General features: G+C 68.1%; 15 protein-coding genes and 1 tRNA gene. 12 read left to right on the forward strand and 4 right to left on the reverse strand.

Translation table 11 applies throughout. From position 1 onward, the window contains the following. The first annotated feature begins 162 nt into the window (after nt 1-162). The 5 genes from GVL12_RS14955 to GVL12_RS14975 all read left to right on the forward strand — a co-directional run bounded on the left by GVL12_RS14955 (nt 163) and on the right by GVL12_RS14975 (nt 5,664). Nucleotides 163-1,203, forward strand: coding sequence for a LysR family transcriptional regulator (locus GVL12_RS14955; RefSeq protein ID WP_200843778.1), 1,041 nt, complete (start codon nt 163-165; stop codon nt 1,201-1,203). A 65-nt stretch (nt 1,204-1,268) separates the two neighbouring features. After that, nucleotides 1,269-2,264, forward strand: coding sequence for a LysR substrate-binding domain-containing protein (locus GVL12_RS14960; protein ID WP_159915383.1), 996 nt, complete (start codon nt 1,269-1,271; stop codon nt 2,262-2,264). 244 nt (nt 2,265-2,508) lie between these two features. Further along, nucleotides 2,509-3,507, forward strand: a complete 999-nt coding sequence (locus tag GVL12_RS14965) for an N-carbamoyl-D-amino-acid hydrolase (protein WP_159915385.1) — start codon at nt 2,509-2,511, stop codon at nt 3,505-3,507. A gap of 2 nt (nt 3,508-3,509) precedes the next feature. Next, a complete protein-coding gene (locus tag GVL12_RS14970; RefSeq protein WP_200843779.1) occupies nt 3,510-4,559 on the forward strand; it encodes a threonine/serine dehydratase in 1,050 nt (349 codons plus the stop codon). Between the two features lie 103 nt (nt 4,560-4,662). Then, the gene (locus GVL12_RS14975) at nt 4,663-5,664 is read left to right on the forward strand and encodes a tripartite tricarboxylate transporter substrate binding protein (protein ID WP_159915387.1); all 1,002 of its coding nucleotides are present in this window, start codon (nt 4,663-4,665) and stop codon (nt 5,662-5,664) included. Between the two features lie 11 nt (nt 5,665-5,675). Here the strand turns inward: GVL12_RS14975 and GVL12_RS14980 are convergent, their stop codons facing one another. The 4 genes from GVL12_RS14980 to GVL12_RS14995 form a co-directional block, all read right to left on the reverse strand. After that, nucleotides 5,676-7,181, reverse strand: a complete 1,506-nt coding sequence (locus GVL12_RS14980; RefSeq protein ID WP_235033874.1) for an aldehyde dehydrogenase family protein — start codon at nt 7,179-7,181, stop codon at nt 5,676-5,678. Further along, nucleotides 7,178-7,954 carry an SDR family NAD(P)-dependent oxidoreductase gene (locus GVL12_RS14985; protein ID WP_235033875.1) on the reverse strand — a complete coding sequence of 259 codons (777 nt, stop codon included), beginning with the start codon at nt 7,952-7,954 and terminating at the stop codon, nt 7,178-7,180. The genes GVL12_RS14980 and GVL12_RS14985 overlap by 4 nt, the downstream gene beginning before the upstream one ends. A gap of 47 nt (nt 7,955-8,001) precedes the next feature. Next, on the reverse strand, nt 8,002-8,976 hold the full coding sequence (locus GVL12_RS14990; protein WP_159915393.1) for a tripartite tricarboxylate transporter substrate binding protein: 975 nt from the start codon (nt 8,974-8,976) through the stop codon (nt 8,002-8,004). A gap of 120 nt (nt 8,977-9,096) precedes the next feature. Continuing rightward, on the reverse strand, nt 9,097-9,960 hold the full coding sequence (locus GVL12_RS14995; RefSeq protein ID WP_159915395.1) for an IclR family transcriptional regulator: 864 nt from the start codon (nt 9,958-9,960) through the stop codon (nt 9,097-9,099). A 278-nt stretch (nt 9,961-10,238) separates the two neighbouring features. Between GVL12_RS14995 and GVL12_RS15000 the strand changes: the two genes are divergently transcribed. From GVL12_RS15000 to GVL12_RS15030, 7 genes are all read left to right on the forward strand, one after another. After that, a complete protein-coding gene (locus GVL12_RS15000) occupies nt 10,239-11,330 on the forward strand; it encodes a porin (protein ID WP_159915397.1) in 1,092 nt (363 codons plus the stop codon). 156 nt (nt 11,331-11,486) lie between these two features. Further along, a complete protein-coding gene (locus GVL12_RS15005) occupies nt 11,487-12,293 on the forward strand; it encodes an alpha/beta fold hydrolase (protein ID WP_159915399.1) in 807 nt (268 codons plus the stop codon). 37 nt (nt 12,294-12,330) lie between these two features. Then, complete coding sequence (locus GVL12_RS15010; RefSeq protein ID WP_159915401.1) at nt 12,331-13,302, forward strand: tripartite tricarboxylate transporter substrate binding protein; 972 nt, start codon at nt 12,331-12,333, stop codon at nt 13,300-13,302. Between the two features lie 39 nt (nt 13,303-13,341). Continuing rightward, a complete protein-coding gene (locus tag GVL12_RS15015; RefSeq protein ID WP_159915403.1) occupies nt 13,342-14,859 on the forward strand; it encodes a carotenoid oxygenase family protein in 1,518 nt (505 codons plus the stop codon). Beyond that, nucleotides 14,856-15,563: an alpha/beta fold hydrolase gene (locus GVL12_RS15020; protein WP_159915405.1), complete on the forward strand. Its 708-nt coding sequence runs from the start codon at nt 14,856-14,858 to the stop codon at nt 15,561-15,563. The genes GVL12_RS15015 and GVL12_RS15020 overlap by 4 nt, the downstream gene beginning before the upstream one ends. A gap of 105 nt (nt 15,564-15,668) precedes the next feature. Continuing rightward, a tRNA-Gln gene (locus GVL12_RS15025) sits at nt 15,669-15,745 on the forward strand. A 221-nt stretch (nt 15,746-15,966) separates the two neighbouring features. Next, a complete protein-coding gene (locus GVL12_RS15030) occupies nt 15,967-18,405 on the forward strand; it encodes a membrane-bound PQQ-dependent dehydrogenase, glucose/quinate/shikimate family (RefSeq protein WP_159915407.1) in 2,439 nt (812 codons plus the stop codon). The last annotated feature ends 58 nt before the right edge of the window (nt 18,406-18,463 follow it).

Genomic DNA, 18,463 nt, shown 5'->3' on the forward strand with positions numbered 1-18,463 from the left:
GGGCGGGACAGGGCGCTCATGGGACTTTCCTTTGGACAGGCGAAATGCAGCAGCGGGGCCATGCACAACCGGTGCTCGGGTCATGCAGGCAAGTCAGGGCACTATAGAAAAAAACCGCTGCGCCGGCCTCACCGAAACAAGGGCCTGCCATAAGCATTGCCGATGGCTCGCGTGGTGGCGCCTGCGGGCTTTTCGCCGAAAATGGGCGACCGCCACTCTTTACCGCGCGAGCGCGCGCCGCCCTTGTTTCCCACCGAAAACTGCCCCGAAGGCAAAGTGCTGTTTTCCCGGCTCGCCAAGCAGGGGCGGCTGCGCCAGCTGCAGCTGCTGCTGGCGCTGGCCCAGTGCGGCTCCATCGTGCGCGCCGCCGCGCATCTGCACATGAGCCAGTCGGCGGCCACGCAGGCGCTGGCCGAACTCGAGCGCGTGCTCGACATGCGGCTGTTCGAGCGTCATGCGCGCGGCATGCGCCCGACGCTGGCCGGCCAGGCGCTCACGGACGCCGCGCGCGGCGTGATGAGCGAACTCGAGGAAGCCGCGCAGACGCTGGCCGCGATCCGCATGGGCGCGTCGGCCGCGCTGCGCCTGGGCACGATACCCTCGGCCGCGCAGGCCATCCTCGCGCAACTGCTGACGCGCTTTTATTGCGAGCACCCGCTGGTGCACATCGATGTGCAGGAAGGCTCGGCCACGCGGCTGCTGCCGCAGCTGATCGGCGGCGGGCTCGACGCGCTGTTTTGCCGCCAGCCCGGGCTGCTGCCCGAGGCCTTCCTGTTCGAGCCGCTGCTCGACGACGAGGCCGTGATCGTCGCCTCGCACGCCCACCCGCTGGTTGGCCAGCAGCAACTGCGGCTTGCGGAACTGGGCTGCGCGCGCTGGGTGCTGCCCTCGGCGAACATTGCGGTGCGCGATATCTTCGAGCGCGACATCCTGAGCCGCCTGCCCGATGCGCAGTGGTTTCCCGTGGCCACCATGTCGCTGTCGGTGCTCGAAGGCCTGCTGAGCCAGCCCCAGGCCGTGGCCTTGATGCCGCGCAGCATCGTTGCCGGCATGGAGCCCCAGGGCCGCAGCGCGCGCTTCGCGGTGCTCGACCTGCAGACCGGCAGCTTCCAGTCGGCTTTGCCGCCGCTGGGCGTGGTGCTGGGCCGCGAAGCCACGCCGCAGCTGCTCAAGGAAATGCTCAAGCTCTGGCGCGCGGGATAGGAGGCCTGCTTCTGGCGTGCTAATTGCTTGCAAGGCAGCGGTATCCCCGTCACCTTGCGAGCGCCATGTCTCCCTCCGCCTTGCCCCATCCCGTGCCGCTGAACCTGCGGCAGATCGAAGTCTTTCACGCCATCATGATGGCCGGCACGCTCAGCGGCGCCGCACGCATGCTGTGCGTGTCCCCGCCGGCCGTGAGCCGCATGCTGGCCACGGCCGAGAGCCGGCTGCGCATGCTGATGTTCGAGCGCGTGCGCGGGCGGCTGCAGCCCACGCCCGAAGCGCGCCGGCTGTTTGCCGAAGTGCAGAGCATTGTCGAAGGCGTGCGCCGCTTCAATGCGCTGGCCAGCGATCTGGCCGTGGGCACGCATGGCGAGCTGTCGCTGGTCTCCAGCCCCAGCTATGCCGAATGGCTGATGCCGGTGGCGATACGGCGTTTTCGCGCGCGCTTTCCAGAGGTGCGCATCAAGTACCGGCCGCTGCCCTTCGATGCCTTGCTGCCCCATGTGCTGCTGGGCCAGGCCGACCTGGCGATTTCGTCCATGCCCGCGCCGTCGAGCGCGAATGTGGTGGCGCGCGCCATAGGCCATGGTTTCATCGAATGCGCCGTGCCCGAGCGCCATCCGCTGGCCCAGGCCGAATCCATAGGCGCGGCCGATCTGCTCGGCCAGACCTTCATCAGCTACGGCGGCGACACGCCGTTTGGCAACCTGGCCGCGGATTTCTTCGCGGCCGCGGGGCTGGCGCTGCGCGCCGACGTCGAGATCCGCTCCACGCCCGAAGCCATGGGCCTGGTGCGCGCGGGCGTGGGCGTGGCGCTGATCGAAGCGTTTGGCGCACGCCGGCCCAGCCAGGACGGCGTGGTGCTCAAGCCGCTGCGCCCCATGCTGTCGCACCGCATCTACCAGATCCATGCCAACACCAGCCCGCTGTCGGCCGTGGCCAAGGAGTTTCTCGCGACCGTCAAGCGCCTGCTCAAGGAGGAAGGGCGCGACACCGCGCTGGCGCCGTCCGAGCACTGGGACGGGGAGGGCGCTGTACGGGTGCTCGTGCACCGCGCCTGAGCGCTCTTGTTGCCGCCGTTCGACAACTGCTGCCGGGCGCCCATCACCTTTTGTCTTCAAGCCATAACCAGTGGTTAACGGCAGGGCGCTCGAGATGGCCGCGCCGTTGGTAATTTTCTTTTACGAATCAATCACTTACGAAAATTCTGGGAGATGTCCCGGAACGGCAAAAAGGTGGTTCTGGCGTGGTTGGCGCTGCGGCGGGTGGCGCGGATCATGGCCCCAGATCCACTTGATGACCGCTATGAAACGTCTTATCACCGTTGCCGCCGCCCAGCTCGGCCCCATCCAGAAAGCCGAAGGCCGTGATGTGGTTGTCGCGCGCATGGTCCGCCTGCTGGAGCAGGCCCACCAGCGCGGCGCCCATGTCGTGGTGTTTCCCGAACTCGCGCTGACCACGTTCTTTCCGCGCTGGTATGTCGAAGACCTCGACGAAGCCGACGACTGGTACGAGCAGACGCTGCCTTCGCCGGCCACCCAGCCGCTGTTCGACGCGATCCGCCGTTACGGCCTGACCTGCTACCTGGGCTATGCCGAGATCGCCTACGAGCCCGACGCCACCGGCGTGCTGCGCAAGCGCCGCTTCAACACCTCGGTGGTGATTGCCCCTTCGGGCGAGATCGTTCTGAAGTACCGCAAGATCCATCTGCCGGGCCACAAGGAGTTCTCCACGCTGCGCAAGGTCCAGCATCTGGAAAAGCGCTATTTCGAAGTCGGCAACCTGGGCTTTCCCGTGGTGCGCGCGCCCGTGGGTCCGGTCGATGGCGTGAACCTGGGCATGCTGATCTGCAATGACCGCCGCTGGCCCGAGGCCTGGCGCGAGCTGGGCCTGCAGCAGGTCGAGCTGACCATGCTGGGCTACAACACGCCGGCCGTGAACCAGGAAAACCGCGGCTTCGAAGCCCACCATCTGCGCAACTTCCACTCCCAGCTGTCCATCCAGGCGGGCTGCTACCAGAACGCGACCTTCGGCGTGGGCGTGGCCAAGGCCGGCAACGAAGACGGCTTCGAGCTCATGGGCCACTCCATCATCGTCAACCCCCAGGGCGAGATCATGGCCATGGCGACCAGCTGGGACGACGAGCTGGTGGTCGCCGACTGCAACCTGGCCATGTGCGAGCTGGGCCGCACCACCATCTTCAACTTCGCGCAGCACCGCCGCCTCGAAGCCTATGCGCGCCTCACGGCGCAGACCGGCAGCAGCGCTCCGGCCGTGTGGCAGCCTACGCAAGAGGCGCTGTGACCATGGCCGCTTCCCTGCCTTCTTATATAGAGCACGAAATGCTTGGCACGCTGGCCGTGCCGCGTTTTGCCGACGTGCAGGCTGCGGCCGGCGCGATCGCGCCCCATGTGCTGCGCACGCCGCTGCTGCGCTCGGCCGCGCTCGACGCCATTGCCGGCGGGCCGGTGTGGCTCAAGTGCGAGAACCTGCAGACCACGGGCTCGTTCAAGCTGCGCGGCGCGTTCAATGCGCTGCTGGCGCTGAACGCCGAACAGCGCAGCCGGGGCGTGGTTGCCTATTCCACGGGCAACCACGGCCAGGCGATTGCCTGGGCCGCGCGCCAGCTGGGCGTGCGCGCCACCATCGTGATGCCCGTCGATGCGCCCAGGAACAAGGTGGCGCGCGCGCTGGCCCAGGGCGCGCAGGTCGTGCATTACGACCGCGAGAAGCAAAGCCGCGAAGACATTGGCATGCGCCTGCTGACCGAGACAGGAGGCACGCTGGTGCCGCCTGGCGACCACCCGCAGGTGCTGGCCGCCCAGGGCACGGTGGCGCTCGAAGCGCTGCAGGACCTGCCCGAGGGCGTGGCCGAAACGCTGGGCCTGTTTGCCGCGCCCTGCGGCGGCGGCGGCCTGATGGCCGGCTGCTGCCTCACGCTGGATGCGCTGAGCCCGGGCGCGCGCCGCGTGGCCGTGGAGCCCGCGGCGTTCGACGACACCGTGCGCTCGCTGGCCAGCGGCCGGCGCGAAACCAATGCCGCGGGTGCGCGCACGCTGTGCGACGCGCTGCAGGCCGCAACGCCCGCGCAACTGCCCTTCGCCATCAACCAGCCGCTGCTGAGCGAAGCCGTGGCCGTGAGCGACGCGGAAGTCGCGCGCGCCATGCGCTTTGCGCTCGAGGAGCTGCACCTGCTGGTCGAGCCCGGCGGCAGCGTCGCGCTGGCCGCGCTGCTCGCCGGCCATCTGCGGCTTGAGGGCCGCAGCGCCGTGCTCGTGCTGTCGGGCGGCAATGTCGACATGGCGCTGCTGCAGTCGGTGATCGCCCAGACCGAGATGGTCCAGACCGATGCCTGAATTCGAATCCCAGAACAACGAGGCCGACGCCGCCGCCCCGCGGTGCAGCGTCGCCCAGGAGACCGAAAACCCTCTGTTCACCGCGTTTCAGAAAGTCCAAGCCATGTCGCTTTTCCCCGTCTCCTTCCCGACTTCCCGCCGCCTTCTGCTCAAGGGCCTGGCCGCGCCGCTCGCGGCACTGGCCCTGTGCAGCCACGCCCAGGCGGCCTTTCCCGACAAGCCGATCACGCTGATCGTGCCGTTCAACGCCGGCACCACGCCCGACATCGTCTCGCGCCTGCTGGCCGAGGCGGTGGGCCGCGACATCGGCCAGCCGGTGGTGGTGATGAACCGCGTCGGCGCCTCGGGCATCATCGGCACCCAGGCCGTGGCCAGTGCCCCGGCCGACGGCTACACCATTGGTTTTGCCAACGTGGCGACGCTGGCCATCAACCAGTCGCTCTACCAGAAGCTGCCGTACGACGCCGACAAGCAGCTCGCGCCCGTCGCCTTGATAGGCTCGGTGCAGAACGTGCTGGCCGTGCGCAGCAGCCTGGGCGTCAAGGACGTTGCCGGCCTGATCGCCCTGGCCAAACAGCAGCCGGGCAAGCTCACGGTGGGCTCGGGTGGCAATGGCACGACGGGGCACTTGAGCGCCGAGATGTTCAAGACCATGGCCGGCGTGTCCATCGTGCACGTGCCCTACAAGGGCGGGCTCGAAGCGGATCTGGCGCTGCTGCGCGGCGAGATCGACCTGGTGTTCGAGAACATCACCTCGATCGCGCCCCACCTCAAGGGCGACAAGCTGACGGCACTGGCCGTGACCGGCGCGGCGCGCGACAGCCGCCTGCCCCAGCTGCCCACGGTCGCCGAAACCGGCCTGGCCAGCTACCAGGCCGTGGCCTGGAACGGCTATGTCGCGCCCGCGGGCGTCGATGGCAAGGTGCTCGACTTCCTGAACGCGGCCTTCAACAAGGCGCTGTCTTCGCCGGCCGTCAAGCAGCAGTTGAATGCCCAGGCCTATGAAGTCCATGTCGGCCCGCGCCAGGCGCTGTTCGAGCTGGCGAGGAAGGAGCGCCCGGTCTGGGCCGAGGTGATACGGCTTTCGGGCGCCAAGCTGGACTGAGCTGGGGCCGCCTACTGCGCGGCCGCACCCAGGCGTGCCATGGCCGGGCGCTGCAAGGCGATGGTCACGGTCTTTTCCTCGGTGTAGAAATGGCGCATGCCGTCTATGCCTTCGCGGCCCACGCCCGAGCTCTTGTAGCCGCCGAACGGAAAGCGCAGGTCCAGGATCATCGGCGTGTTGACCAGCACCACGCCGGCCTCGATGGCGCGCGCGGCGCGGTGGGCCTGCTGCAGGTCATTGGTCCAGAGGTAGGAAACCAGGCCGAACTCGGAATCGTTGGCAATCGCGATCGCCTCATCGAAATCGTCGAACACCTGGAAGGCCGCGAACGGCCCGAAGATTTCCTGCTGGCATACGCGCGCGGCGTTCGACGGCATGAGCACGGCCGTGGGTTCGAGGTAGTAGCCCTTGCTGCCCAGGCCGGGCGGCCGCTTGCCGCCGCACAGCAGCTGGCCGCCGTCGGCGAGCGCTGTTTCCACGAAGGCGCACACGCGCGCGTGGTGGGCGGCATTCGACAGCGGGCCGAGTTCGGTGGTCATGTCCAGCGGATCGCCCACGCGGATTGCGCGCGCGCGCTCGACGAAGCGGCGCATGAATGCGTCGGCAATCGAGCGCTGCAGCAGGATGCGCGAGCCGGCAAAGCACTGCTGGCCGTTGTTGGTGTAGATCGAGGTCAGCGCGCCGTCCAGCGCGTCATCGAGGTTGGCGGTCTCGGTGATGATGTTTGCCGACTTGCCGCCCAGCTCCAGGTCCACGCGCTTGAGTCCGGGCGCCGCGGCAGCGGCGATCGCGCGGCCGGTCTGCGTGCCGCCCGTGAACGACACCACGCGCACCGCGGGGTCGCGCACCAGCGCGTCGCCGGTGATGTGGCCGCGGCCGTTGACCATGTTGACCACGCCCGGCGGCACGCCGGCTTCGCTCAGGATGTCCATGAAGCGCGCGACGGCCAGCGGCGTGGTTTCCGCGGGCTTGATCACGCAGCTGTTGCCGAACGCCAGCGCGGCCGCGATCTTGGTCGAGGCCAGCGCCAGCGGCGCGTTCCAGGGCGCGATCAGCGCGGCCACGCCCGCGGGCTCGCGCAGCACGAAGCGCAGGTAGTCCTGGTCGGTCATGCCGGCCTTCTCGACGTTCTGCGACAGCCAGTCGGCAAAGAAATCGAAGTTGCGCGTGATGCGCGGCAGCTGGCGCGCGCGCAGGTAGTTGAGCGGCAGGCCGCTGTTGAGGCATTCGAGCTGGGCCAGCTCCTCGATGTGCGCCAGCGTCAGCGCGACGATGCGCTGGAATACCTGGCGTTTCTCGGCCGCGGGCTTGCGCGCCCAGATGCCGCTTTTCCAGCTCGCCTGGGCCGCGGCCACGGCGGCGGCGGTCTCGTGCGCATCGGCTTCGCTGAGCTGGGCCACGACTTCTTCGGTGGCGGGGTTGATCACGGGCAGAAGCAAGGGGCCTGCGGCCTGCCATTGGCCATTGATATAGCTGGTGATGATGGAACGCATGGGAGTGTGGGAAGTGGAGTTCATGCCATGAAGCTGCCGCCGTTGACGTGCAGGGTCTGGCCGGTGATGTAGCTGGCCGCGGGGCTCAGCAGGAACAGCAGCGCGTGCGCGATCTCGGCCGGCTGGCCCAGGCGCTGCAGCGGCACGCCCTGCACGAAGCGGCCCATGTCCAGGCCGGTCTGCTTGACGTCGCGGCCCGTGCCGCCGCGCAGGAAAGCCGTGTCGATCACGCCGGGCGCGACGCCGTTGACGCGGATCTCGGGCGCCCATTCGGTCGACAGCGCGCGTATCAGGTTGATCACGCCGGCCTTCGATGCCGCGTAGGGCCCGTAGCCCACATGCGGCACGCGCACGCCGAAGGTCGAGGACACCAGCACGGCCGCGGGCGCCTGGCCTTGCGCGGCCGCGGCGCGCAGCAGCGGCGCGCAGGCGCGCGCCGTGAGAAACATGCCGCGCAGGTCGGTGTTGAGGATGTCGTCCCATTCGCGCGTCGTCATGTCCTCGACGCGCACGCGCTCGCCGGTGTAGCCGGCCAGGTTGACCAGTGCATCGACCGCGCCCCAGGCCGCGGTGATCTGCGCGAACGCCGCCTGCACGGCCGCTTCCTGCGAGACGTCGCAGGCAATGGCCAGCACGCCGTCAGGCGGAGGGAACAGCAGGATGGAACGCTCGAGGTCGAGAACGGCCACGCGCAGGCCCAGGGCCAGCGCGGACCGGACCAGCGCGCGGCCCATGCCGCCGCAGCCGCCTATGACCAGCAGGCGCTGGCCCGCGGTCGGAGTAAAGGATGGAAGCAAGGAAATCTCCGAATCAGTCATGGGGGTCGGTCTTTTGCCAGTGGCGGTCATTCGAGCGGGCCGACGTCGGCCAGCACCTTGTTCCAGTTCCGGATGTCGGCGATCTGGCGCTCGCGCAACTGCGCGGGCGTGGCGCCCAGCCAGGGCTGGTTGGACTGGTTGCGGTACAGCTGCTGCGTCTCGGCATCGGCCATGATGGTCCTGCCGGCCTCCTGCAGCCTGGCCAGTACGGGCGCGGGCAGCCGCGAAGGGCCGTACAGCGCGACGCCATAGGCCCAGTCCATCTGCTTGTAGCCGTGTTCGGTCAGCGTCTTGACGTCGGGCAGGAACTCGCTGCGCTGCGTGCCGAGCACGGCGAGAATGCGCAGGCGCCCGGACCTGGCCATTTCGCGGCCCTGGCCTATGCCGACCAGGCCCATGTCGACCTGGCCGCCGAGCAGGTCGGCGACCATGGGGCTTTCGCCGCGGTAGGGCACATGCACCATGTCGACGGCCTTGAACTGCTTGCCCAGCAGATGCTGGACCACATGCGTCGAAGTCGCCGTGCCGTAGGAGCCGTAGGCCAGCCGGCGTTTTTGTGCCAGGGCTTCGAGTTCCTGCATGCTGTTCACGCCCAGCGCGGGCGAGACCACGAAGGCCATGGGCGCGATGGTCAGGCCGGCGATAGGCACGAAGTCGGTGGCGGCGTCGTAGACCGGCTTGACGTTGGGCACGCTGCTGGTGAGCTGCGTGGTCACGGTGAGCAGCAGGGTGTAGCCGTCGGGCGCGGCGCGGTGAACGCTGCCCGCGCCTATCGTGCCCGAGGCGCCGGGTTTGTTGTCCACGACCACGGGCGTGTTCCAGAGCGCGGACAGCTTCCTGGCGAACACGCGCGCGATGTTGTCGCCGTTGCCGCCCGCGGGGTAGGGCACGACCAGGGTGATGGGCCGGGAAGGGTAGGCCGGTTCCGAAGCCTGGGCCCATGGCGCCAGGCCCAGCAGGGCCAGCGCGCCGAAATGGCGGCGGCGCAGCGATGAATGCATGAAGCGTCTCCTTGTTGTGGGGAGGAGCCGTCAGTTGCGGCCCTCTGCGTGGATTGTGGGCACGCAGGCAGACGCTTCCAACCCGCAACGCGGGTCAGTTCCACGGAGCGGAATCGCGTTTCAGGGCTCGTAGAGGCCCGGCGGGTTCAGGCGCGGGCGCGGCGCCTGGCGCATGGCCGCGCGCACTTCGGCGACCAGCGCCACCAGGCGCGGGCCTATGTCCTTGCGGATGCGCGCCAGCGGCATGCGGCTGGCCGGGCCCGCGCAATGGAAGGAGTAGAGGACGTTGCGCTCGTCGAGCAGCAGGGGCGCGGCCGCGCCGTTCACATCGCGGCCCCACGAGCCCTGGGTGATGACGAAGCCATGCTCGGCGAAATCGGCATGCGCGCGCTCGACGTTGGCGCGCATCGCGGGCCATTCGTCGGGAAAGCGCCTGCGCAGGCCTTCGAGAATCTGCGAGCGCTCCTTGACGGGCGCGGCGACGATGTAGGCCAGGCCTATGGCCGTCGACGCGATAGGCAGCACGGTGCCCACATCGGCGTTGACGACCAGCCGGTTGTTCTGCGGCGGCAGCAGCACTTCGAGCAGCGCCAGGCCCAGCCGGTCGCGCGTGCCCAGCGACACCGTGAGGCCGGTGTCCTCGCTCAACTGCTGCATGTACGGCCGGGCCACCTTGAGCAGGCCGAGCTTGCGCTGCACGCTCAGGCCCATGCCCAGCAGGCGCGTGCCCATGAAGTACCTGCGCGTGAGCGGGTCGGTGCGCAGATAGCCCAGTTGCACCAGGGTCGAGGTCAGGCGCGAGACCGTGGCCTTGGGCAGGCCCGTCAAGGCCACCAGCTGCTGGTTGCCCAGCAGGTCGCCTTCGGAAAACACCGAGAGGATTTCCAGGCCCTTGGCCAGCGAGTGCACCAGGGCGGGTTGGGGCGCGGCAGCGTCGGCGTCGGCGTCGGCGTCTTTTGCGGGGCGGGCGGGTGTCGGTTGCATCGCAGGGTCCAGGAAATGGGGTTCAGGACGTGCGGCGCCCTCGGCGCCGTGCTGTCCAGCAGGCCTGAGCCGGATGGTACCCGTCCGTGCTCGTTTGAGGGGTGTTGCGCCGCGCCGGCGCAACGCGCGCCTACATCTCGATTCCGCGCCGTGGAACTGCGCCGTTTGTGCGTGGTCAAGCCCGCCCCGTTCGCACAAGAATCCGCCACCGCTGACAGAACCGGCGGCGCGCAGGCCTTGGCCGCGCAGCGCACAACACCATTTGAGGAGACATTCGCATGCACATAAACACAAGAGATATCCGCTCCACCCGGGCCCTGGCCATAGGCCTCGCATGGGCCTGCATAGGCGGCGTGGCCGCAGCCCAGTCGTCGGCGACGATCAGCGGCGTCGTCGATGCGGGAGGGCGCCATGTGCGCAACGCGCAAGGCGCGCTGACTTCCCTGGCCAGCGGCGGCAATTCCACGTCGCGGCTGATCTTTCGCGGCAGCGAGGACCTGGGCGGCGGGCTCAAGGCCGGCTTCTGGCTCGAATCGACGCTGTTCACCGATACCGGCACGATGGGCAGCGGCGGCATGTTCTTCGACCGCGCGTCCTATCTGAGCCTGGGCAGCCGCTGGGGCGATCTGCGGCTGGGCCGCGACTATACGCCGGGCTTCCGTGCCATTGTCGCCGCCGATCCGTTCGCCTATGTGGGCGTGGGCGGCGTCGCCACGGCGTTCAACGCGGCGGCCACGACCACGTTCCAGCGCGCCTTCGGCACGGGCGCGACCACGTTCGCGCGCTCGAACAACGCAATCCAGTACTTCACGCCAAGGACGCTGGGCGGTGCCTATGCAATCCTGATGTATGCGCCGCGCGAGAAGACCGGCAGCGCGAGCGGCTACGGCCACCAGGCCGCGCGACTGGGCTATGCCGCGGGCGCGTTCGACATCTCCGCGACTGCGGCGCGCACCAGGATCGACGCCACGGGCGAGGACTTCGCGGTCGACGGCATCGCGGGCAGCTATCGGCTCGGCGCGCTGCACCTGAGCGCGAGCGCCACGCAGACCTCCTATCTTTCCTCGCGGCACAACGTCATGGGCGCGGCCGCGAAGCTGCTGTCGGGCGTGCACGAGTTCAAGGCCTCGTTCGCGCGCGTGGACCAGAAAGGCAGCAATGCCGCGGGCGCGAGCATAGACGCCGACGATGCACGCATCTTGGCCGTCGGCTATGTCCACCACCTGTCCAAGCGCACGGCGCTGTACCTGAGCGCGGCCCATGTGTCCAACCAGGGCAACGCCACCTATGGGGTGCCTGGAGGCCCGGCCGGTGCCCCGGCAGGCCGTTCCTCGACCGGCTACGACCTGGGGCTGCGGCACAACTTCTGATGCTTTGCGGGCTTTGCCCAAGCCAGTTCCGCAGCGCGGAATGCGTGCCGGAATGCGCAGCCAGAACGCCGGGCCTTGCACAGAATCAAGACCACCCACCTTGGCAGCGCCGCGCCGGCCCCAGGGCCAACTTCCATTTTTCAAAGAGACTGTTCCATGTCAACTCCTTACCGCTTTCCCGATTACCAGGTTGCCGGCGACGCGGACACCACGGTGTTCCTGCTGCATGGCGCCTACGGCTCCAAGGACTACTTCCGCGAGGAAATCCAAACGCTGGTGCGCGCCGGCCTGCGCGTCGTCGCCTGGGATGCACCTGGCTACGGCATCAGCCCGCTGCCGCCCGAAGGCCTGAGCATCGAACGGCTGGCCGAAACCGCGGCCTGCCTGATCGACCGCGAAGGCAGCAAGACCAATATCGTGCTGGGCCACAGCATGGGCGGCATCATCACGCCCGCGGTCTACGCGGCGCGGCCCGACAAGGTCCACGGCATCGTGATCTCGGCCACGGCCGGCTCCTTCTCGCAAAAGAGCGCCCAGGACCAGGAAACCTTCCTCGCCGAGCGCGTCGAGCCCCTGCGCGCGGGCAATACCTTTCGCGATACCGCGGGCGCGGTGATCGACTCCATGTTCGCGCCGACATCGCGCGGGCCCATGGTGGACCTGGTGCGCGAGGTGGCGCTGTCTACGCCGGCAGACACGTTCTGCGCCGCAATCACCGCGATCACGCGCTACCAGGGCGAGCCCAATATGAGGAACGTGAAAGTGCCGGCGCTGCTGCTGGCCGGCGAGTTCGACCAGGTCGGCCGCCCGCAAAGCATGCAGAGCGTGCAGCAGCAGTTCATGCCGCACGCCGATTTCGTCTGCCTGCCGGACGCCGCACACTACGCGTTCGCGGAGCAGCACGCGCTGTTCAACGAGCAGGTGCTGCGCTTCATCCGCGAGCGTGTGCTGGCGCAGGCCTGAAGCCGGGCCGTTTTCCATAGCCATGCGAAAGAATCCCATGCCCAAGAAATCCCTTCTTCGCCGCCTGCTGGCCGGCGCGCTGGTCACGCTGACCGCCTTTCCCGTGCTCGCCGGCCCCTGGCCCGAGCGCCCGATCAAGCTGATCGTGCCGTACCCGGCGGGCGGCCTGACCGACATCGTCTCGCGGCTGGTCGGCGACGAGCTCGGCCGCGAACTCGGCACCTCGGTGGTGATCGAGAACCGTGCCGGCGCGGGCGGGCAGATCGGCCTGCAGGCGCTGCTGCAGGCGCCCAAGGACGGCTACACCATTGGCCTGGTGGTGCCGGCCACGATGGTCACGCTGCCCTTGACCAATCCGGCCTACAGGATACGGCCGCTCGAGCAGTTCGAGCCCATCACCATCGCGGTCGACACCTTTCTCACGCTGGTGGTGGACCGCAAGCTGGGCTTCAAGACGGTTGCCGAGTTTGCCGAGTACGCGCGCAAGCACCCGGGCCAGATGAACTACGGCACGCCCGGCGCGGGCACGAGCTTTCATTTCAACAATGTGCTGCTCGCGCAAAAGCTCGGCATCGAGGCCCAGCATGTGCCCTACACGGGCGAAGTGCAGATGCTCAATGACATCGCAGGCGGCCAGCTGCAGTACGCGCTGGTCTCCAACGTGGGCAAGACCTTTGTCGAGAACGGCCAGGTGAGCGCGCTGGCCGTGACGTCGGGCCAGCGCGTGCGCTCGCTGCCCGATGTACCCACGTTCCGCGAGACGGGCATCGACTTCACGTCCGATGGCTGGGTCGGCTATGTCGCGGCCAAGGGCACGCCCGCGCCCGTGCTCGCGCGGCTGCAGGGCGCGTTCGTCAAGGCGCTCAACGTGCCCGGCGTCAGGCAAAAGCTCGGCGAGATGGGCTACCAGGTCGTGGGTAACACGCCGCAGCAGTTTCGCCAGATCGTGCAGGACAGCAGCCAGCGCTATGGCGAGCTGCTGCGCTCGGGCGCCGTCAAGCTCCAGTGAGCACCGCCTTGTTTTCCTTCGTCTTTCCTGGATGACACCATGCAGAAGATTCTCCACACCTATACCTCCACCCTCGCTCCCGACAATGACCACCCGTTCCTGCACGGCCCGTTCACGCCCGCCATGGAAGAGTGGGTCGCCGACACCGACAGCATGCAGGTGATCGGCGAGATTCCCAAGAACCTGCACGGCATCTACGTGCGCAACACGCACAATCAGGTGCACGAGTCGCTGGGCATGTACCACCCGTTCGACGGCGACGGCATGCTGCATTCGATGCACTTCGAGGACGGCAAGGCCACCTACCGCAACCGCTTCGTGCAGACCACGGGCTTTCTGGCCGAGCAGGCCGCGGGCCGGTCGCTGTGGCCGGGCATGCTGGCGCCCCAGCTGCAGGCGCGCCGCGGCTGGGGCTCGATGGGGGCGATGAAGGACAACGCCGGCACCGACGTCAAGATCCATGCAGGCAAGCTGCTGGCGACGATGTCGCAGGGGAGCGAGCCCTGGCGGCTGGACCCGGTCACGCTGGAGACGCTGGGGCCGGACGCCGACTGGGCGCGGCTGGTGCCCGACGGCGTGGCCTCGCACTACAAGGTCGACCCGGCCACGGGCGAGATGATGTTCTTCAACTACCCCGAGCGCTGGCCGCACATGCACTACGGCGTCGTGGACCGCCACAATCGCCTGGTCCACTATGTGCCGATCGAGCTGCCCGGCGCGCGCTGGCCCCACGACCTGGGCGTGACCAAGCGGTTTTCCATCCTGCACGACCTGCCGTTCCACTTCGATGCCGAGCTGCTCGCCAAGGGCCAGCGCAAGATGGCGTTCTACCGCGACAAGCCTGCGCGCTTCGGCATCATGCCGCGCTATGGCGACTCGGCGTCGGTGCGCTGGTTCGAGGGCACGCCCTGCCACATCCTGCACATCGCCAACTGCTACGAGGACGGCGACGAGGTGGTCATGGACGGCTGCATCATGCCCAATCCGCACAAGCCCAATGTCGGGCAGTCGAGCGAGGGCGGGCGCCAGGCCGCATACGACAAGATCCGCGCCCACCTCGACAAGCACAACAACCCGACGCTGATGTACCGCTGGCGCTTCAACCTGCGCACCGGCCAGACGCACGAAGAGCAGATCGACGACGAGATCACCGAGTTCCCCATGGTCAGCAACGACTATGTGGGCCGGCCGTATCGCTACAGTTTCAACGTGCTCTACCAGCCCGGGGAATGGCTGTTTCGCGGCCTCAAGCGCTACGACATGCTGTCGCGCCAGACGCAGTCGCTCGAGTACGGCAAGGGCTGCTATGGCAGCGAGCCGCAGCTCGCGCGCAGCATCGGCGCCGTGGCCGAAGACGACGGTTACATCATCACTTTCGTCAACAACATGGTCGACGCGCGCTCCGAGTGCTGGGTCATCCCGGCCAACGACATCACGCGCGGCGCGGTTGCGCGCATCGTGCTGCCGCACCGCATTTCCGCAGGCACGCATACCGCCTGGGTCGAAGGCGACCGCATCGCGGGCGAGCACCGCGACCAGCGTTACGTACCCGCATGAAGACGCCGCACGATACCCTGGTGCTGGTGCCGGGCCTGAACAATACCCGCGCGGTGTTCGACGGCGTGCAGGCCGCGTTGCCGAAGGCGGTGACGTCCGTGGCGCTCGACAACCCCGCGCTCGATACGGTCGAGGCCATTGCCCGCGCCCACCTCGCGGCGCTGCCCGAGCGCTTCTGGCTGGCGGGTTTTTCGTTTGGCGGCTATGTCGCGCTCGCGATGCTGGAGCTCGCGCCCGAGCGCGTGCAGGGCATTGCGCTGCTGTGCACGGCGCCGTTCGCCGACAGCGCCGAGGCCGCGCAAAAGCGTATTGCCGCGCTCGACGCCGTGGCCCAGGGCCGCTATTTCGAGATGATCGCGCAGCAGGCGGCCAATGCCTTTCATCCCGACAGCCTGCACAACGCCCAGCTCATGGCCGCGCGCCAGGCCATGGTGCAGGACTACGGGCCGCAGCGCTACGCGGCCCATGTGCGCGCCACGGCGGCGCGCCCCGACCGCAGCGCGCTGCTCGACGGCAGGCGCCCGACGCTGGTGCTGGCCGCGTCGCACGACAAGCTGTTCGCGCCGTCCAGGCTCGCCGCCTGCGCCGCGGCGATCCCGGGCGCCGTGCTGGCCGTGGTCCAGGACGCGGGCCACCTCGCGCCCATGGAGCAGCCGCGCGCGGTCGCGGCGCAGCTCGCACGCTGGATGGGGGCGGGGGGCTGATCGCGCAGCGCAGCACCGTTGGAGCGCAGGAGTGAAAATTTTGTGAATTTTTCGCTGAATTTCGTTTTTGCCCCTTTTTTGCGATGCTATGATTGCGGGCATTGAAGGGGAGTCGCCAAGTTGGTTAAGGCACTGGATTTTGATTCCAGCATGCGAAGGTTCGAATCCTTCTTCCCCTGCCAAGAACATGAACCCCGGTTGCGTCAAGCAGCCGGGGTTTTTTCATTGCAGAAGGCTTTTGTAGAGCGCTTCCTGGCTGCGTTGGGTGGTGGGTATACCCTTATTGACCTCTGTGCAGCCAGGGGTGAATGCTTATGGCGAAAATTGTCGATTGATCAGCTTGGCGTCGCTGTGCCCGTTGCACAGACAGGACGATCCGGGTTGAGTGATTGGGAGTTGAGCCTTGAAAACAAAAACAATTCCGCCTCTTGGCGGTTGGCGTGCCTGGCTTTATGCCCTGGCACTGGTGCTGCTCGCCGCAGGCCTGTTCCTGACCATAGGCGGCGCGGTGCTCGCGACGCGTGGCGGCAGCTGGTACTTCGTGCTCGCGGGCCTGGTCATTAGCGCCTCGGCGGTGCAGGTCGGCCGCGGCCGCAGCTCGGGTGCCTGGCTGTATCTCGCAGCCCTGGCCGGTACCGTGGTCTGGGCGCTTGCCGATGTAGGCCTCGATTTCTGGGGCCTGATCTCGCGGCTGCTGGCGCTGGTGTTCCTGGGCGCCGTGGTGGCGTTCACGCTGCCGCTGCTGCGCCGCGCGCAAGGCCTGGTGCCGGCGCGCACGCAGGGCGTGGCCATCGGTGGCGTGCTGCTGGCGCTGGGCCTGGTGGGCTTTGCCGGCATGTTCGTCAAGCACCCCGAAGTGGTCGCCTCGGCCCCCGCAGCCAAGCAGTTGCCCGTGCAGCCCGGCGCCGAACAGAAGGACTGGGCGCACTACGGCAATGACGCGGGCACGCAGCGCTTCGCGGCGCTCGACCAGATCAATACCGCCAACGTTCAGCAGCTTGCCGTGGCCTGGACTTTCCAGCATGGCGACATTCCCCAATCCACGGGGGCCGGTGCCGAAGACCAGTTGACGCCCATGCAGGTCGGCGACAAGCTGTTTGTCTGCACGCCGCACAACAACGTGATCGCGCTCGATGTAGACACCGGCCAGCCGCTGTGGCGCCGAGACTTCAACGCCTCCGTGGGCGGCGTCTGGGAGCGCTGCCGCGGCCTGGCGTATTTCGACGTGAACGCGGCGATTGCCGCGCCGACCGTGCCGGGCTCCAGCCCCGTGACACCGGTGTCGCTGCCGGCTTCGGGCGGCTGCGAGCGCCGCGTGGTCATGAACACCATTGACGCGCGTCTGGTGGCGATCAACGCCGACAACGGCGAAATGTGCGCCGAGTTCGGCGACCAGGGCCAGGTCGACCTCAAGGCCGGCATGGGCGCCATCGCCAACCAGGCCTTCTACACCATGACGTCGGCGCCCACGGTGGCCGGCACCACCATCGTGGTCGGCGGCCGCGTGGCCGATAACGTGCAGGTCGACATGCCCGGCGGCGTGATGCGCGGCTTCGACGTGATCACCGGCCAGATGCGCTGGCACTTCGACCCGGGCATGGACGATCCCAACGCACCGCTGGAGGCCGGCCAGAACTTCAAGCGCTCGACACCCAACGTCTGGGCCGGCATTTCCTACGACCCGACCATGAACGCGGTGTTCCTGCCCGTGGGCTCGGCGTCGGTCGACCTGTACGGCGCGACGCGCAGCGCGCTCGATCACAAGTACGGCGCTTCGGTGCTCGCGCTCGACGCCGAGACCGGCAAGGAAAAGTGGGTCTACCAGACCGTGCGCAACGACCTGTGGGATTTCGACGTGCCCATGGCGCCGTCGCTGATCGACTTTCCCCAGGCCGACGGCAGCAAGGTGCCGGCCGTGGTAGTCGCGACCAAGGCGGGCCAGATCTTCGTGCTGGACCGCGCCACGGGCCAGCCGCTGACCGAAGTCGAGGAGCGCGAAGTCAAGCCCGGCCGCATTGCCGGCGAACCCTACGCCAGGACCCAGCCGTTCTCCGTGGGCATGCCGCAGATCGGCGCGCAGACGCTGACCGAATCCGACATGTGGGGTGCGACACCGTTCGACCAGCTGCTGTGCCGCATCGACTTCAAGGGCATGCGCTACGACGGCCTGTACACCGTGCCCGACACCGACAAGTCGCTGTCCTTCCCCGGCTCGCTGGGCGGCATGAACTGGGGCGGCCTGTCGACCGACCCGAACAACCAGTTGTTGTTCGTCAACGACATGCGCCTGGGCCTGTGGGTCACCATGGTCGAACAAAAGCAGCAAGGCCAGCTGTCCGATGGCGGCGAGTCGCCCAACGCCGGCATGGGCCAGGTGCCGCTGGGTGGCACGCCGTACTCGGTGGTCAAGAACCGCTTCCTGTCGGCGCTGCAGATCCCTTGCCAGAAGCCGCCGTTCGGCACCATGACGGCCATTGACCTGAAGACGCAAAAGGTCGCGTGGCAGGTGCCGCTGGGCACGGTGCAGGACACCGGTCCGTTCGGCATCAAGATGCTGCTGCCGATGGAAGTCGGCATGCCCACGCTGGGCGGCTCGGTCGCGACCCAGGGCGGGCTGGTGTTCTTCGCCGGCACCCAGGACTACTACCTGCGCGCGCTCGACAGCGCCTCGGGCAAGGAGGTCTGGAAGAAGCGCCTGCCCGTGGGCAGCCAGGGCACGCCCATGACCTACAAGTCGCCCAGGACGGGCAAGCAGTACGTGGTCATCTCGGCCGGTGGCGCACGCCAGTCGCCAGACCGCGGCGACTATGTGATTGCCTACGCCTTGCCCGACAGCAAGTAAAAGCCATGGCCGGGCCCGCATGCGGGCCCGCGCACCCAGAGGCCACCTTCGGGTGGCC

Origin of the sequence: Pantoea sp. 18069, assembly GCF_902706035.1 — a bacterium.
Lineage (GTDB): Bacteria > Pseudomonadota > Gammaproteobacteria > Burkholderiales > Burkholderiaceae_C > Comamonas.

Bases quoted from the DNA above. Each gene is read 5' to 3' on its own strand.
- GVL12_RS14955 (WP_200843778.1), top strand. From the start codon at position 163: ATGGCTCGCGTGGTGGCGCCTGCGGGCTTTTCGCCGAAAATGGGCGAC.
- GVL12_RS14960 (WP_159915383.1), top strand. From the start codon at position 1,269: ATGTCTCCCTCCGCCTTGCCCCATCCCGTGCCGCTGAACCTGCGGCAG.
- GVL12_RS14965 (WP_159915385.1), top strand. From the start codon at position 2,509: ATGAAACGTCTTATCACCGTTGCCGCCGCCCAGCTCGGCCCCATCCAG.
- GVL12_RS14970 (WP_200843779.1), top strand. From the start codon at position 3,510: ATGGCCGCTTCCCTGCCTTCTTATATAGAGCACGAAATGCTTGGCACG.
- GVL12_RS14975 (WP_159915387.1), top strand. From the start codon at position 4,663: ATGTCGCTTTTCCCCGTCTCCTTCCCGACTTCCCGCCGCCTTCTGCTC.
- GVL12_RS14980 (WP_235033874.1), bottom strand. From the start codon at position 7,181: ATGAACTCCACTTCCCACACTCCCATGCGTTCCATCATCACCAGCTAT.
- GVL12_RS14990 (WP_159915393.1), bottom strand. From the start codon at position 8,976: ATGCATTCATCGCTGCGCCGCCGCCATTTCGGCGCGCTGGCCCTGCTG.
- GVL12_RS14995 (WP_159915395.1), bottom strand. From the start codon at position 9,960: ATGCAACCGACACCCGCCCGCCCCGCAAAAGACGCCGACGCCGACGCC.
- GVL12_RS15000 (WP_159915397.1), top strand. From the start codon at position 10,239: ATGCACATAAACACAAGAGATATCCGCTCCACCCGGGCCCTGGCCATA.
- GVL12_RS15005 (WP_159915399.1), top strand. From the start codon at position 11,487: ATGTCAACTCCTTACCGCTTTCCCGATTACCAGGTTGCCGGCGACGCG.
- GVL12_RS15010 (WP_159915401.1), top strand. From the start codon at position 12,331: ATGCCCAAGAAATCCCTTCTTCGCCGCCTGCTGGCCGGCGCGCTGGTC.
- GVL12_RS15015 (WP_159915403.1), top strand. From the start codon at position 13,342: ATGCAGAAGATTCTCCACACCTATACCTCCACCCTCGCTCCCGACAAT.
- GVL12_RS15020 (WP_159915405.1), top strand. From the start codon at position 14,856: ATGAAGACGCCGCACGATACCCTGGTGCTGGTGCCGGGCCTGAACAAT.